The sequence below is a fragment of the Paenarthrobacter sp. OM7 genome (genome assembly GCF_029873575.1).
GTDB lineage: Bacteria > Actinomycetota > Actinomycetes > Actinomycetales > Micrococcaceae > Arthrobacter.
This window is the reverse complement of sequence record NZ_CP123579.1, coordinates 2,671,668-2,685,920: the sequence shown is the minus strand read 5'-3', so window position 1 is coordinate 2,685,920 and position 14,253 is coordinate 2,671,668. Positions and strand designations below refer to the sequence as shown.

Annotated in this window: 15 protein-coding genes and 1 other RNA gene; 10 read left to right on the top strand and 6 right to left on the bottom strand. The window is 62.6% G+C overall.

The window, feature by feature from the left end; translation table 11 throughout:
- Window positions 1–34 precede the first annotated feature (34 nt).
- Complete coding sequence (locus tag QEH68_RS12395; protein ID WP_280623001.1) at window positions 35–805, top strand: SDR family oxidoreductase; 771 nt, start codon at window positions 35–37, stop codon at window positions 803–805.
- Window positions 805–1,851, top strand: coding sequence for an L-idonate 5-dehydrogenase (locus tag QEH68_RS12390; protein WP_280623000.1), 1,047 nt, complete (start codon window positions 805–807; stop codon window positions 1,849–1,851). The genes QEH68_RS12395 and QEH68_RS12390 overlap by 1 nt, the downstream gene beginning before the upstream one ends.
- Before the next feature lie 7 nt (window positions 1,852–1,858).
- On the opposite strand, the gene QEH68_RS12385 is transcribed toward QEH68_RS12390, so the two are convergent.
- On the bottom strand, window positions 1,859–2,587 hold the full coding sequence (locus tag QEH68_RS12385) for an FCD domain-containing protein (RefSeq protein ID WP_089595337.1): 729 nt from the start codon (window positions 2,585–2,587) through the stop codon (window positions 1,859–1,861).
- Window positions 2,588–2,830: 243 nt separating this feature from the next.
- Here QEH68_RS12385 and gndA point away from each other — a divergent pair, with 243 nt between their 5' ends.
- The gene (gndA, locus tag QEH68_RS12380) at window positions 2,831–4,267 is read left to right on the top strand and encodes an NADP-dependent phosphogluconate dehydrogenase (RefSeq protein ID WP_235522089.1); all 1,437 of its coding nucleotides are present in this window, start codon (window positions 2,831–2,833) and stop codon (window positions 4,265–4,267) included.
- 85 nt (window positions 4,268–4,352) lie between these two features.
- Window positions 4,353–5,192: an oxidoreductase gene (locus QEH68_RS12375; protein ID WP_280622999.1), complete on the top strand. Its 840-nt coding sequence runs from the start codon at window positions 4,353–4,355 to the stop codon at window positions 5,190–5,192.
- On the opposite strand, the gene epsC is transcribed toward QEH68_RS12375, so the two are convergent.
- The 3 genes from epsC to msrA all read right to left on the bottom strand — a co-directional run bounded on the left by epsC (window position 5,189) and on the right by msrA (window position 7,341).
- Window positions 5,189–5,773, bottom strand: a complete 585-nt coding sequence (gene epsC, locus QEH68_RS12370) for a serine O-acetyltransferase EpsC (RefSeq protein WP_011775089.1) — start codon at window positions 5,771–5,773, stop codon at window positions 5,189–5,191. The genes QEH68_RS12375 and epsC overlap by 4 nt on opposite strands.
- A gap of 41 nt (window positions 5,774–5,814) precedes the next feature.
- A complete protein-coding gene (gene cysK, locus QEH68_RS12365; RefSeq protein WP_017200618.1) occupies window positions 5,815–6,750 on the bottom strand; it encodes a cysteine synthase A in 936 nt (311 codons plus the stop codon).
- Between the two features lie 66 nt (window positions 6,751–6,816).
- A complete protein-coding gene (msrA, locus tag QEH68_RS12360) occupies window positions 6,817–7,341 on the bottom strand; it encodes a peptide-methionine (S)-S-oxide reductase MsrA (RefSeq protein ID WP_280622998.1) in 525 nt (174 codons plus the stop codon).
- A 134-nt stretch (window positions 7,342–7,475) separates the two neighbouring features.
- On the opposite strand from msrA, the gene QEH68_RS12355 reads away from it, so the two are divergent.
- A complete protein-coding gene (locus QEH68_RS12355; RefSeq protein ID WP_280622997.1) occupies window positions 7,476–8,405 on the top strand; it encodes a Nif3-like dinuclear metal center hexameric protein in 930 nt (309 codons plus the stop codon).
- A gap of 90 nt (window positions 8,406–8,495) precedes the next feature.
- Window positions 8,496–9,233 (top strand): C4-type zinc ribbon domain-containing protein, encoded by a 738-nt coding sequence (locus QEH68_RS12350; protein WP_280622996.1) that lies wholly within the window; start codon window positions 8,496–8,498, stop codon window positions 9,231–9,233.
- Between the two features lie 27 nt (window positions 9,234–9,260).
- On the opposite strand, the gene QEH68_RS12345 is transcribed toward QEH68_RS12350, so the two are convergent.
- On the bottom strand, window positions 9,261–10,025 hold the full coding sequence (locus QEH68_RS12345; protein ID WP_280622995.1) for a peroxide stress protein YaaA: 765 nt from the start codon (window positions 10,023–10,025) through the stop codon (window positions 9,261–9,263).
- A 58-nt stretch (window positions 10,026–10,083) separates the two neighbouring features.
- Here QEH68_RS12345 and rnpB point away from each other — a divergent pair.
- From rnpB to QEH68_RS12325, 4 genes are all read left to right on the top strand, one after another.
- Window positions 10,084–10,476, top strand: an RNA gene (gene rnpB, locus QEH68_RS12340) — RNase P RNA component class A.
- 299 nt (window positions 10,477–10,775) lie between these two features.
- On the top strand, window positions 10,776–12,227 hold the full coding sequence (locus QEH68_RS12335; RefSeq protein ID WP_242703633.1) for a glyceraldehyde-3-phosphate dehydrogenase: 1,452 nt from the start codon (window positions 10,776–10,778) through the stop codon (window positions 12,225–12,227).
- Between the two features lie 72 nt (window positions 12,228–12,299).
- Window positions 12,300–12,509 (top strand): hypothetical protein, encoded by a 210-nt coding sequence (locus tag QEH68_RS12330; protein ID WP_207593764.1) that lies wholly within the window; start codon window positions 12,300–12,302, stop codon window positions 12,507–12,509.
- Window positions 12,510–12,626: 117 nt separating this feature from the next.
- Window positions 12,627–13,427, top strand: coding sequence for an HNH endonuclease family protein (locus QEH68_RS12325; RefSeq protein WP_280622994.1), 801 nt, complete (start codon window positions 12,627–12,629; stop codon window positions 13,425–13,427).
- Here the strand turns inward: QEH68_RS12325 and QEH68_RS12320 are convergent.
- The gene (locus tag QEH68_RS12320) at window positions 13,412–14,251 is read right to left on the bottom strand and encodes an acyltransferase domain-containing protein (RefSeq protein WP_280622993.1); all 840 of its coding nucleotides are present in this window, start codon (window positions 14,249–14,251) and stop codon (window positions 13,412–13,414) included. The two genes, QEH68_RS12325 and QEH68_RS12320, sit on opposite strands and share 16 nt — an antisense overlap.
- Window positions 14,252–14,253 lie beyond the last annotated feature (2 nt).

Genomic DNA, 14,253 nt, shown 5'->3' with positions numbered 1-14,253 from the left:
CCGGTGCAACCACAGAAGGAATGAAGAACAAGAGATGAGTGGACTTTTTGATCTGACAGGGCGGGTTGCCTTGGTCACTGGTTCGAGCAGGGGGATTGGTAACGCGTTGGCCAGGGGCCTGGCCGATGCCGGCGCTACGGTGGTGCTCAATGGCATCAATCCGGAGCGGCTTGAAGCGGCCCATCAAGCCATGGCGGTGGATTATCCGGCGGCCCGGGTGCACAGCCGCGCCTTCGACGTTACGGACGCTGCGTCCGCTGCTGCGGGAGTTGCCTGGGTGGAGGAGAACGTTGGCCCACTGGAGATCCTGGTGAACAACGCCGGGATCCAACACCGCGTTCCCATGCTGGACCTGGACGTCAAGGACTGGGACCGGGTGATCACCACGGACCTGACCAGTGCATTCCTGGTAGGCAGGGAAGCCGCACGGCACATGATCCCCCGGGGACAAGGGAAGATCATCAATATCTGTTCGGTCCAGACGGACCTTGCCCGGCCAACCATCGCACCGTATGTGGCTGCCAAGGGCGGCCTCCGGAACCTGACCCGCGCCATGACTGCTGAGTGGGCCGCGTCCGGTTTGCAGATCAACGGCATCGCGCCGGGGTACATCCACACGGAAATGACGCAGAACCTGGTGGGTGATTCCGACTTCAACTCCTGGATACTGGGCCGCACACCGGCCAACCGGTGGGGGACGGTGGCCGATCTTGCCGGACCCGTGGTGTGGCTTGCCTCCCAAGCGTCCAACTTCGTCAACGGCCAGACGATCTTCGTCGACGGCGGAATGACGGTGGTGGTCTGATGAACATCACTCTTCCGGCTTTCGGGCCCGCTGTGGTTGCCCATGGAAAGGGCGATCTCCGGATCGAAGACATCCCGTTGACCGCACCGGCTACCGGGGAAGCGATCGTGGAGATTGCCTACGGCGGGATCTGCGGTTCAGACCTTCATTACTGGTTGCATGGTGCGGCAGGGGAGTCGATCCTCAAAGAACCCATGGTCCTCGGGCACGAGATTGTGGGAGTGGTGGTCCAGCAGGCCGCCGATGGTTCCGGCCCTGGCGTGGGAACGCCGGTGGCCGTCCATCCAGCGACCCCGGCCCCTGGGGACGCCAGGTATCCGGAAGACCGGCCGAACCTCTCCCCTGGCTGCACGTACTTGGGCAGCGCTGCCCGGCATCCGCATACGGACGGCGCGTTCAGCCGCTACGCCAACCTGCCCTCCAGGATGCTCCGCCCGCTGCCGGAAAACCTGGACCTTCGCACCGCTGCGCTCGTCGAACCGGCCAGTGTTGCATGGCACGCAGTGGCCCGCGCGGGCGACGTCAAGGGGAAGACGGCCCTGGTGATCGGCAGTGGCCCGATCGGCGCCCTTGCCGTCGCAGTCCTCAAGCGTGCCGGCGCGGCCAGGATCGTCGCTGTCGACATGCATGACAAGCCGCTGGAAATCGCCGGCGCTGTTGGCGCGGATGAAGTCCTCAAGGGCGATGAAGCGGAGGCCATAGCGGCAGTGGATGCCGACGTCGTTATTGAGTCCTCGGGAAGCCACTACGGACTGGCCTCGGCCATCAAGGGAGCCACGCGCGGCGGCAAGGTAGTGATGGTTGGCCTGCTGCCGTCAGGACCGCAACCGGTGTTCATCTCTCTGGCCATCACCCGCGAGTTGGAACTGCTCGGCTCGTTCCGCTTCAATGACGAAATAGACGACGTAATTACTGCTTTAGCCGATGGGTCGCTGTTCGTGGACCCCGTGGTGACGCACGAATTCGACCTCGCCCACGGACTGGAAGCCTTTGAGGTAGCCAGGAACTCCGCCGAATCCGGCAAGGTCCTGCTGAACTTCGGATAACTGCCGGCTAGTTTTTGGACACAGGCACGAAGACGCGGGGCTGGTCATCCCAGCTGGGTGCCAGCTCCGCTATGGTCTGCCGCATGATCTTTGCCGCCGCGTCCCGCGCCAGGGAACCGTCTCCGGCGTCGATCGCGTGGGCGACGTCCATGTGCCACTGCAATGCCTGCTTCTGGGGGTGTTCAGGCATAAGTCCGTGCACCGTACGTCCGGTGAGTGTCTCGGTGACCTGGCCAATGAGGTTGGCGAACATTTCGTTGCCCGAGCCGGACAGCACCAGGGCGTGGAAACGGATGTCAAGGTCCAGGAACCTGGCCATATCGCCGGCGTCGCCGGCTTCCTTCATGGCCAAAGAAATACCCACCAGCTCTTGGCGGAGGCTTTCCGGTGCATTGCCTGCGGCAAGTTCTGCAGCAACGGGCTCGACGGCGGAACGCAGCTCTGCGAGAGACCGCAACTGGGCGCCACGCCCTTCGCCTGCCAGCCGCCAACGAATCACCAAGGGATCGAAAGGATTCCACCGGTGCGCAGGAAGGACCCGAATGCCCACCCGCTTGATGGTCTCCACGAGGCCCAGCGACTGCAGGACGCGCACAGCTTCCCGTACTACCGAGCGGGACACTTTGAGTTCGTCTTCCAAGTGCTCCGCCAACATCACATGTCCGGTTGGCAGGGCGCCACCCACAATCCGGGTTCCCAAATGCTCAACGGCGCGGTGGTGGAGGCTGGTCGACATAGAGGTAAGCATAGTGGCGCACGGGTCGCCTGCGTGCAGGACCCGGCGTCGCATGCACGGGTGGATCCGGGCGCTCATCATAGACTGTTTATGACGCGGGAGCTTCCATAACGTGGGCACCGCTTTCCCGCCCTAGGTTTTAATACGTATGGTTTATTACAGCCCCTGGTTTTGAAATCGCTTCCTGTGTGCCCCCAGGGGGGCACGGCAGGACTGTTTGTACACGAACGAATTGGAGTTTTGATGTCAGCACACATCGGTGTCACCGGCCTTGCGGTGATGGGCGCCAACCTGGCCCGCAACCTCGCACGCAACGGCTTCACCGTGGCGCTCCACAACCGCTCCGTGGAAAAGACTGACGCCCTGCTGGAGAAGCACGGCTCGGAAGGCGACTTCATTCGCACCGAGACGCTGCAGGAACTCGTCGACTCCCTCGAAAAGCCCCGGCGCGTCCTCATCATGGTCAAGGCAGGCGCACCTGTTGATAACGTCATCGAGCAGCTCGAACCGCTGCTTGAGGCCGGCGACATCATCATCGACGCCGGCAACTCGCACTACGAGGACACCCGCCGCCGCGAGGCCGCGCTGGCAAAGAAGGATCTCCACTTTGTCGGCGTCGGTGTATCCGGTGGCGAAGAAGGCGCCCTTAACGGCCCATCCATCATGCCCGGCGGCTCCCGCGAGTCCTACGACGCCCTCGGCCCGCTGCTGGAGAAGATTTCCGCCAAGGTCGACGGCGAACCCTGCTGCGCCTGGATCGGCACCGACGGTGCCGGCCACTTCGTCAAGATGGTCCACAACGGCATTGAATACGCCGACATGCAGGTCATCGGTGAAGCATTCGACCTCCTCCGTTCCGGTGCAGGCATCGAGCCCGCCGAGCAGTCCAAGATCTTCGCAGAATGGAACAAGGGCGATCTGTCCTCCTTCCTGATCGAAATTTCCGCTGAAGTCCTGGGGCACGTTGACGCCAAGACGGGCAAGCCGTTCGTGGACGTCGTCGTCGATGCCGCAGGCCAGAAGGGCACGGGCCGCTGGACGGTCATCTCCGCCCTGGAACTCGGCTCCCCGGTCTCCGGCATCGCCGAGTCCGTTTTCGCCCGCGCACTGTCCTCCCAGACCGAGCAGCGCAAGCTTGGCCAGGAACTGCTCGCCGGCGAAGAAGCCTCCGTGGAAATCCCCGAGACCTTCGTCGAGGACGTCCGCCAGGCACTGTACGCCTCCAAGCTGGTCTCCTATGCCCAGGGCCTGGACATGCTGACCTCAGCAGCCAAGGAGTACGGCTGGGACCTCAAGCTGGATGAGATCGCTTCGCTCTGGCGTGCAGGCTGCATCATCCGTGCAGAACTGCTCAAGGACATCACCAAGGCATATGCCGCGGAAGAGAAGCCCGCCAACCTGCTGTTCGCGCCGGCGTTCACCAAGGCCATCGCCGAGGCACTCCCGGCGTGGCGCCGCGTCGTGGCCACCGCAGTCCAGTTGGGCATCCCGGTACCGGTGTTCTCCTCCTCGCTGGCCTACTACGACGGCCTGCGCCGCAAGCGCGTTGCCGCTGCCCTGATCCAGGGCCAGCGCGACCTCTTCGGAGCACACACCTACGGCCGTGTGGACACCGAGGGTACGTTCCACACACTGTGGGGCGAAGACAAGTCCGAGATCTCGGCGGTCGACACCCACTAGCATCACCGTCCCGTCAAAGGCCGGTCCATCCCCGTTAAGCTGGGGAGGGCCGGCCTTTGCCGTACGCGAAAGAAGGAGAACCGCCATGGCATCCCGTATTGCGGTGGTCACCGGGGCCTCCACAGGAATTGGCTTTGACACAGCCATCGCCCTGAGTGCGGCCGGATTCACGGTCTACGCCGGCGCGCGCCGCGTGGAGAAGATGGAGCCACTGAAACCCCACGGCATTACAGTCATGTCCTTGGATGTCACCTCGGAGGAATCCATGGCATCGGCGGTGGCGCTGGTGGAAGCGGCCCACGGACACATCGATGTGCTGGTGAACAATGCTGGCTATGGCTCCTACGGATCCCTCGAGGAAGTGCCGTTGGCCGAGGGCAGGCGCCAATTCGAGGTCAACGTCATGGGCCTGGCCAGGATGACCCAGCTGGTGATCCCAGGGATGCGTGCCGCCGGCTCCGGCAGGATCATCAATGTCACGTCCATAGGCGGAAAAATCTACGAGCCATTGGGCGCCTGGTACCACGGAACCAAATTCGCCGTCGAAGGCATGAGCGACGCCCTGCGCCTGGAACTGAAGCCGCACGGCATCGACGTCGTAATCATCGAACCGTCAGGGACCAACAGTGAATGGGGCACCATTGCCGGGGAGAGCCTGCTGGCTACGTCCGGCGACGGGCCTTATCAGCAGCAGGCTCATGTTGTGGCTGCTGCTTTGGCGTCTACATCGGGAGGGGGCCACGTGTTGTCGACCCCGGCACGGGTTGTTGCCAACGCCATCGTTCGGGCCGCAACGGCAAAACGCCCCAGGACCCGCTACCCGGTGGGCAGGGGAGCCTGGAGCGTCCTGGCAATGCGAAGGATTCTTCCGGACCGTGCGTTCGATGCTGTCTTCTGGAATTTCTACAGAAGGCTGGCGGGCTAGATCCGGTATTCGATGTAGTACTCCGCGGGATCCACGGCGGGCTTGGTTTCGGACCTCGCGTCGCGGTGCCGCCAAGTGGCAGGTATGCCCGTGATGATGGACTCCGGTGGTGCGTCCTTGACCACCACGGCGTTGGCACCGATTGCGCTGCCGGCACCGATAGTGATGGGACCCAGGACTTTTGCGCCTGCGCCGATGGTGACGCGGTCGCCGATGGTGGGGTGCCGCTTGACTTTGGCCAGCGAACGGCCGCCAAGTGTTACGCCGTGATAGATCATCACGTCCTCGCCGATTTCGGCGGTTTCTCCGATCACTACACCCATCCCGTGGTCGATGAAGAACCGGCGGCCAATGGTGGCACCAGGATGGATCTCGATGCCCGTCAGGAACCTTGCCAGCTGGGAGATCAGGCGCGCCGGAAAACGGAGCGCCGGATTCTGCCACAGCCGGTGCGTCACTCGGTGGGCCCAGATGGCGTGCAGGCCGGAATATGCGAAAAAGTTCTCGAAAGAGCCTCGAGCCGCCGGGTCGTGTGACCGGGCGGCGTCGAGGTCTTCCTTAAGCCTTGCGAAGAAGCTCACAAAGACCTTTCTACAGGAAGTGAAGGTTTGCAGGCGTTGTCTCAGCCGCGGATGTCGTCGAACAGCACAGTGGAGATGTAACGCTCTCCAAAGTCGCAGACAACAGCGACAATCAACTTGCCGGCGTTCTCGGGGCGCTTGGCCAGTTCGAGGGCACCCCACACGATGGCACCGGAGGAGATGCCACCGAGGATGCCTTCACGGGCGCCGAGTTCACGGGCAACACGGACGGAATCTTCCAGCGTGGCGTCCAGGACTTCGTCGTAGACGTTGGTGTCCAGGATTTCCGGAACAAAGTTGGCGCCGATTCCCTGGATCTTGTGGGGACCCGGAGCGCCACCGTTCAGGATCGCGGAGTCCTTGGGTTCGATAGCCACGATCTGCACGCCCGGCTTGCGTTCCTTGAGGACCTGCCCGACGCCGGTGATGGTGCCGCCGGTGCCCACGCCTGCAACAAAGATGTCCACTTCACCGTCGGTGTCTTCCCAGACTTCCTCGGCAGTGGTGGTGCGGTGGATTGCCGGGTTGGCCTCATTGGCAAACTGCTGCGCCCAAATGGAGTTCTCGGTGTTGGCGACGATTTCCTGGGCCTTCTCCACCGCGCCGCGCATGCCTTCGGATCCGGGCGTGAGAACGATTTCGGCACCGTAGGCGCGCAGCATGACGCGGCGCTCGGTGGACATGGTCTCCGGCATGGTCAGGATGACCTTGTAGCCGCGGGCTGCGCCCACCAGGGCCAGTGCGATGCCGGTGTTGCCGGAGGTGCCTTCGACGATGGTTCCGCCGGGCTTCAAAGCGCCGGACTTCTCGGCAGCGTCAATGATGGCCACACCGATGCGGTCCTTGACGCTGTTGGCCGGGTTGTAGAACTCAAGCTTGACGGCAACCGTGGCGTCAAGGCCTTCGGTAAGCCGGTTCAAGCGGACCAGCGGTGTGCGGCCGACCAGCTGCGTGACGTCGTCGTAGATCCTAGCCATGAAAATTTCGCCTATCTCTGAAGAGGGAATGCTGAGGTCAGCCTAACCAGCCGGATCGAAACACCGCTAAGCAGTAAGCCATGCAGAGTAATATTTCCGGGCCTTGGCCAGCTTCGGGTTAATAATCACCTGGCAGTAACCCTGATAGGGGAATTTGGCGTAGTAATTCTGGTGGACTTCCTCGGCCTCGTGGAACTCAGGCAGGCGGCTGACTTCCGTCACAATCGGATCCGACCAGAGCGCCTGGGCACGCTCGATGGCTTCCTCGAACAGCACTTTTTCTTCCGTGGTGGTGTAGAACATCGAAGACCTGTACTGGGTACCGACGTCATAGCCTTGCCGGTTCAGCGTGGTGGGGTCATGCAGGGCAAAGAACATGTCCAGAATGACCTCTTCGGGGACCACGGTTTCATCGAAGCTTACGGCCACCACTTCGGCATGGCCCGTGGTTCCTGAGCAGACCTGGTAGTAGTCGGGATTGCGGACGTGGCCGCCCGTGTAGCCCGAAACAACTGAGCTGACACCGCGGGTTTTCTGGTAAACGGCGTCCAGGCACCAAAAGCAGCCACCGCCAAGTACGAAAGTTTTCATGTTCTCTTCAATGGATCGGAGGGCTTGATGATTCCCGCTTCACCTTACGGGAGAATTACGGCACCCGGCAGGCCTGCGGGTGGCGGAACTGCCTCATCCGCCGTGGAAGGGAAGAAGTAGGGAAGAATAAGAGCATGGAAGCAGTAAACACCGGTATTTCTGATGCGGATTCGGTCGATGATGACCAAGCAGTTGAAGAGGACGAAACAGTTGACGCCGGCGGAGACCCCACGCTTGGCCAGGTGTTGCTTGCTGTTGAAGAACTCTGGCCCGAGTCACTGGCCGAGGACTGGGACGAAGTTGGCTTGGTGGTGGGACGCCCCAACGTCCCCGTGACCAAGGTCCTCTTCGCAGTAGACCCCACGTTGGCTGTCATCGACGAAGCCATTGAGTGGGGCGCCGGACTGCTGATCACCCACCACCCTCTGCTCCTTAAAGGGGTGAACTCCGTGGCCGCCACCTCTGCCAAGGGCTTGGCGGTCCACCGGTTGATCGAGGCCGGAACGGGCCTTCTGACCGTCCACACCAACGGCGACTCCGCAGTCGGGGGAGTCTCGGACGTCCTGGCTGACGCCTTTGGACTGGAAAACGTGGAGCCGCTGACTCCGGCTGCCAACGGCTTGCCTGAAGAGGGCATCGGCCGCGTGGGTGACCTTCCGGAACTCATCACGCTCGGTGATTTCGCGGCGAGCGTCTTTGAAATGCTGCCTGCAGTGGCCGGCGGCGTCCGCGTGGCCGGTGACAAGGACGGGCTGGTGCGGCGGGTTGCCGTCTGCGGCGGCGCCGGCGACAGCTTGTTCGACGCCGTTCGTGCCAGCCATGCCGACGTATACGTGACCGCTGACATGCGCCACCACCCGGCCTCCGAAGCCCGTGAGGGTGCAAGCAATGGCCGGCCATATTTGATCGACGTTTCACACTTTGCCAGCGAGTGGCTGTGGCTGCCTGCCGCCGCAGAAGCGCTGGGCAACGTGCTCGCAGACCAGGGCTACGACGTCGAGATCCGTGTCAGCAGCACCAACAGCGATCCCTGGGACTTCATACTCACTCCCGGCGGGGACTAGAGTCTAGAAGGATACGGACGGTCTCAACAGGATGGGGCCGGTCCGGCCGGAACTGATCTCCAGGCCCGGCATCGATAAGCGGAGGTAAGCGTGGCGAAAGCAGCACCGGCAGAACAACTGAAATTGCTTGAACTGCAGGGACTGGATGCCAAGCTGAAGTCGCTGGCCGGCCGTCGGAAAGTACTGGAGACGGATCCCCGGATCACGGACCTCACGGATGCGCTGAACGTGGCCAACGGCGAACTGGGGGCAGCCAAAGTTGCCGTCCATGACGCCGAGGCCGAACTTCGCCGGGCGGAAGCCGACGTGGAGCAGGTGGCCACCCGCATTGAGCGTGACGAGACCCGGCTCAACAGCGGCACCGGCCTGTCCAAGGATCTGGTGGCGCTCCAAAGCGACATTGCCTCACTGAACAAGCGCCGCTCTGACCTTGAAGACGTCGAGCTCGAGATCCTGGAACGCTTGGATACGTTGCGCGAACGCCAGGCTGCCCAGCAGGTGATCGTCGATGACATCCAGGGATCCTTCGGCAGCATCCGGGCAGAACTCGATGAGGCGATCGCAGAGATCGCTGCTGAAGAGACGGTGGTGCGGGGCCAGCGCGCGGCTTTTGCGGAGGCTTTGGATGCCGGCCTCCTGGCCGTATACGAGAAGACCATTGCCAAGAGGGGAGTGGGCGCTGCCCGGCTGTTCCACGGCAAATCCGAGGGATCCGGCATGATGCTCAGCCCGGGAGACCTCGCCGAAGTCAAAGCCGCCGCGGAAGATGACATCGTGTTCTGCCCGGACTCAGGCGTTATCCTGGTCCGTTCGGCAGACTGGAACTGACAAGCCCTCAGCTGGCCGGCCCGAAACTCAGCTGGACAGGATGATGTTGAGCGCGTGGGGCTTGCGGGCAGTGCCCTCAACGAGTTCTGCCGTCCAGACTTCGCCGGCAGCCTTCAGGAGCTGATCCGGGGTTGCCGGCGCCTTGCCACGCCGGGTGATCAAGTGCCGCGCCAACTCTCCGCGGGTGTGCTTGGCGAAGTGGCTCACGACTGTGCGCTTGCCGTTGGCTTCATTGAAGACGTTGACGTTGACCGTCTGCGCGGCTGGGGGAGCCCAAGCAGCGGCATAGGTGCTGGAGCGGCAATCCACCATGAGTTCGCCGTCGGCACGTGAGGCGAGGGCGGCGTTAAGCTGCGGCTTCCAGAACGAGGCGAGGCGTCCGACGTCGGGCAGTGCCGTTCCCATGGACAGCCGGTAGGCAGGCACATGGTCGCCAAAGCCGATGGCGCCCCAGAGGGCGGACACCACCAGAATGGATTCAGTGGCCTTACTGCGCTGGGTTGGCGTCATGCTGTTATAGCCCAGGGCGTCGTAAAGCACGCCCGAATACACCTGGTGCGCAGGGGCTGCCGGTTCGGTACGGAGCCGGGTATTACGTTCGACGTCGTCCCGCAACGAGGCGCCGACGCCCAGGAGGGAAAGTGCGTCCTCGTGTGCGCTCACTGTGCCCAAAGCCTCGAGCACTTTTGCCCGGTAAGGATTCAGCTCCGGAAAGCTCAGCGACTCCCACTCGATGACGGGACCTTTGGGGGCAGGGGTCTTGCCTTCGGAAGGCGGCAGCAGAATCAGCACCCGTCGATATTACCGCCGGACTTTGGCCGGTCCCAACGCCGGTAGACTGGACGGCGGATGGGTCGACCAGGCGGTCGCGCGTCACGAAAGTGGCTCGAGGAACGTCCGGGCTCCGTAGAGCAGGGTGGTGGGTAACGCCCACTCGGGGTAACCCGCAGGCCAGTGCCACAGAGAACAGACCGCCTGCGCTGCGTGATGTTTTTCATCGCGGAGCAGCAGGTAAGGGTGAAACGGTGGTGTAAGAGACCACCAGCTCCCTGGGTGACCGGGGAGGCTAGGTAAACCCCACCCGGAGCAAGGCCAGACAGGACACGTTTGAGGGCTGCTCGCCCGAGTGTCCGGGTAGGCTGCTGGAGGGCGTCGGCAACGGCGTTCGTAGATGGATGGCCGCCACTCCCTTTCCGGTAACGGTAGGGGATGACAGAACCCGGCGTATCGGTCGACCCATCCATTTATGACTCGCGTAAACGCGCCGTGTGAGTGATTTCACGCCCCCGGGCGGCCTACGCCCCCTCCTTCCGCCCTAGAATGGTTACTGAACGTAGATGTTCTGCCGCCGGGACTGCGTTCGCAGCCGGCGGATTTTCTTTGCTCTCGTTCAAGGCGCTGTGGGTGGACCGAAGCCCGCCGGCGCATGTGCCGCAGGACTACTCCGGGCGGCCGCTGCCATCTGCATACGAGGACGTATGTGGTTGACCCAAGGAAGGTAGTTCTGTGAGCCAGACGTCAGATTCTTGTCTTGATAAGTGGATGGGCCGGGAGGCTCTCGCCGAGGCCATGATTCCGGTGATCGGCCGGCTGTACCGGGAAAACAACGTGGTCACCAGCATCCATGGCCGCAGCCTGATCAACAAGTCCACCATGAACATCCTCAAGGCGCACCGATTTGCCCGCCGGATGAGCAACCACGAGCTCCTGCTCGAAGAGACCGCACCCTTGCTGAACGCCCTGTCGGAGCTGGAACTCGGCGCAGCAGCCATTGACATCGCGCGCCTGACCGAAAAGTTCCGGGCAGAAGGCAATGGCGCCTCCCTGGACGAGTACTTGCGCGCTGAACTTGCCGAGATCGTGGGCAAGCGCGGCGCTGACGACCGGACCAGCACCGACGTCGTGCTTTACGGCTTTGGCCGCATCGGCCGTCTCCTGGCCCGCATCCTCATCGAAAAGGCCGGCGGCGGACACGGCCTTCGACTCCGTGCGATCGTAGTGCGCAAGGGCGCCGAGAATGATCTTGTGAAGCGCGCGAGCCTGCTGCGCCGCGACTCCGTTCACGGTTCCTTCGAGGGCACCATCCGCGTTGACGAGGAAGCCAACACCATCACTGCCAACGGCGTGCAGGTCCAGGTCATCTACTCGGACAACCCCGCCACGGTGGACTACACAGCCTACGGAATCAAGGACGCCCTGGTAGTCGACAACACGGGCCGCTGGCGCGATGCTGAGGGCCTCTCCCAGCACCTGCAAAGCAAGGGTGCTGCCCGCGTCCTGCTCACAGCTCCGGGCAAGGGCGACCTCAAGAACATCGTCCACGGCATCAACCACAAGGACATCTCGGACGATGACAAGATCGTCACTGCTGCTTCCTGCACCACGAACGCCATCACACCGGTGCTCAAAGCCATCAATGACAAGTTCGGCATCATCCACGGCCACGTGGAAACAGTGCACTCGTTCACGAACGACCAGAACCTTATTGACAACTTCCACAAGGGCGATCGCCGCGGACGTTCCGCTGCGCTGAACATGGTCATCACCGAAACCGGTGCCGCCAAGGCCGTGGCCAAGGCTCTTCCGGAACTTCAGGGCAAGTTGACCGGCAATGCCATCCGCGTTCCCACGCCGGATGTTTCCATGGCCATCCTCAACCTGAACCTGGAAAAGGGCACCACCCGGGACGAAGTCAACGATTTCCTCCGCGAAATGTCCTTGCACTCCGATCTTCGGAAGCAGATCGACTACATCGATTCTCCCGATGTTGTCTCAACGGACTTCGTCGGCTCGCGCCGTGCAGGCATCGTCGACGGCCTGGCAACGATCTCCAATGACAAGAACCTCGTACTTTACGTTTGGTACGACAACGAGTTCGGTTACTCATGCCAGGTTGTCCGTGTCATGGAGGAAATGGCCGGCGTCAACCCGCCGTCGTTCCCTGCCCGCGACGTCGTTGCTCCCATCGCCGTTCTGGAAACGGCCGGCGCCTAGCAGCCGTAAGTATTCGCGGGTTTCCCGGCTGAATCACTGGTATCAGCCGGGAAACCTGACCAAAATGGGTTCATGGAAAATGAATCAACTTTGGAGCACGAAACAGCACTGGAACACGCACTGGACGTAGCCCGAGCCAATCACAAACAAGCCCAAAAACTCCTGGATCAGGCTGTTGCGGCCAACGCCTCCGGCGACGTCCCGGACCAACGGGTGGAGCAACTGCGGGCACTCCTCGCGCTGGCAACCGAGGACCTCCAACGCGTGCTGCGCGAGCAATAAACCCGGAGATCCGCCCCCACGGTGTGACTTCTCCTACACACTGTGGATACCGGCTCTTTCTGTCGGGGCCTTGTCCTACGCTCGTAGGACATGCCTGCCCCCACTGGACGGAGTCCCTTGAGTATCACCTGGTCTGCCTACAAACGCGCCCGCCGCAGATCCCGGCAAGCATGGACGATTCTCGCCCTGGCTGCCGCAACCATCGTGGCGGCGCTTTCCTGGTTTTTCACCGCGGGCCAATTCTCCGCAGCAGATCCATGGGTAGCAGGACCCAGCGAAGCGCCCGTTTACAACCCCCTCTGGATGAAACCCGTGCGCGGCGCCGCCCCGGTGACTGCCGAGAAGGCCGCCGATGCCTTGGACCGGCTGCCGGTCAAGGGCAGGGCCCCCAAATCAGACTATGACCGGGCGGCCTTCGGACAGGCCTGGGCCGATGCCGACCGTAACGGGTGCGACACCAGGAACGACATCCTCCGGCGTGACCTTTCCGCTGTCGAGTTCACAGAAGGATCTTCCTGCAAGGTGGCCGGTGGCAGTTTCAACGAACCCTACACCGGGGCACAGGTGGTTTTCAGGCGGGGGCAGGAAACAAGTGCGGCCGTCCAAATCGACCATGTGGTTGCCTTGGCGGACGCATGGCAAAAAGGGGCACAACACCTGACCGTTCAGCAGCGGCAGACTTTCGCCAACGATCCTTTGAACCTGATTGCGGCCGACGGTCCTGCGAACGTCAAAAAAGGGGCGGGTGACGCTGCGACGTGGCTGCCGGCCAACAAGAACTTCCGCTGCCACTACGTCGCCCGGCAAATTTCCGTGAAGGCCGCGTACAAGCTCTGGGTAACACAGGCGGAAAAGGACGCCATGAAGGGCGTACTCTCCTCCTGTCCGGAGCAACAGACCATCTACAGCTCGAGGTGACCGTGCCCCAACTGCCAGGTGCCGCCGTCGTCGATTCTCTCCAAGACCACCCGCTGAAGTGACGTCTCCCGGGGAAGCTTGTCCAGGTCCTGGAGCCCGCGCTGCCGGAAGGTGAAATACACGGCGTCGGTAGGGGCTTCAGAACAACGGTCCAGCGTGAAGCGCCGGGCAAACGAGGCAATGTTGCTCTCAGGCAGGTGGTCCGCAAGATAGGGGTCCAGCATCCACGAATCGCACGTGGCAACGGCTGCTGGCTTATCAGGGAAGTATCGGGGGAAGAACAGGCGGGCCTCGGACAAGCTGGCATCCACCGAGGCGGGGGACAGCCCGCCATCTTCTGGAATGTGGACGCCGAGTACCCAGTGACCGTCAGCCGCGGGGGTACCGGCTTGAGCGGTTTCCTCCGGGCTGCGGACCAGATGGAACTGCAGGCGGCCCAGCCTGAACAGGTTCCCTGCCATGTGCAAGGTCATCCAGCCCCAGGTATCGAGGCCGAACCGGCCATGGACCCGCCGGTTGATCCTGAGCTGCAGTCCCATGTCAGCCAGCGATGCCGCAGAGACTTCGGGACTGATACCGAGCTTCAGGTGATAAGCGTGGACGGTGGGGGAGAAGCGGAGCAGTGCTTCGATCCAGACCGATTCGTCGGGGTTGTCTTCCTGGATGCTGTCCAGTGGAAAGGAATCCAGCCGCTCGTCCATGGCAGCCATGGCGCGCAGCACCGCTTCGCCGGGCGGAGTTGCGAGAAGGGCGGTGCACTCCTCCGCGTCGTCGCCGCTGATGTCCAGGAGTTCGAAGAGTCCAGTGTGCGGGGTCGGGGTCATGG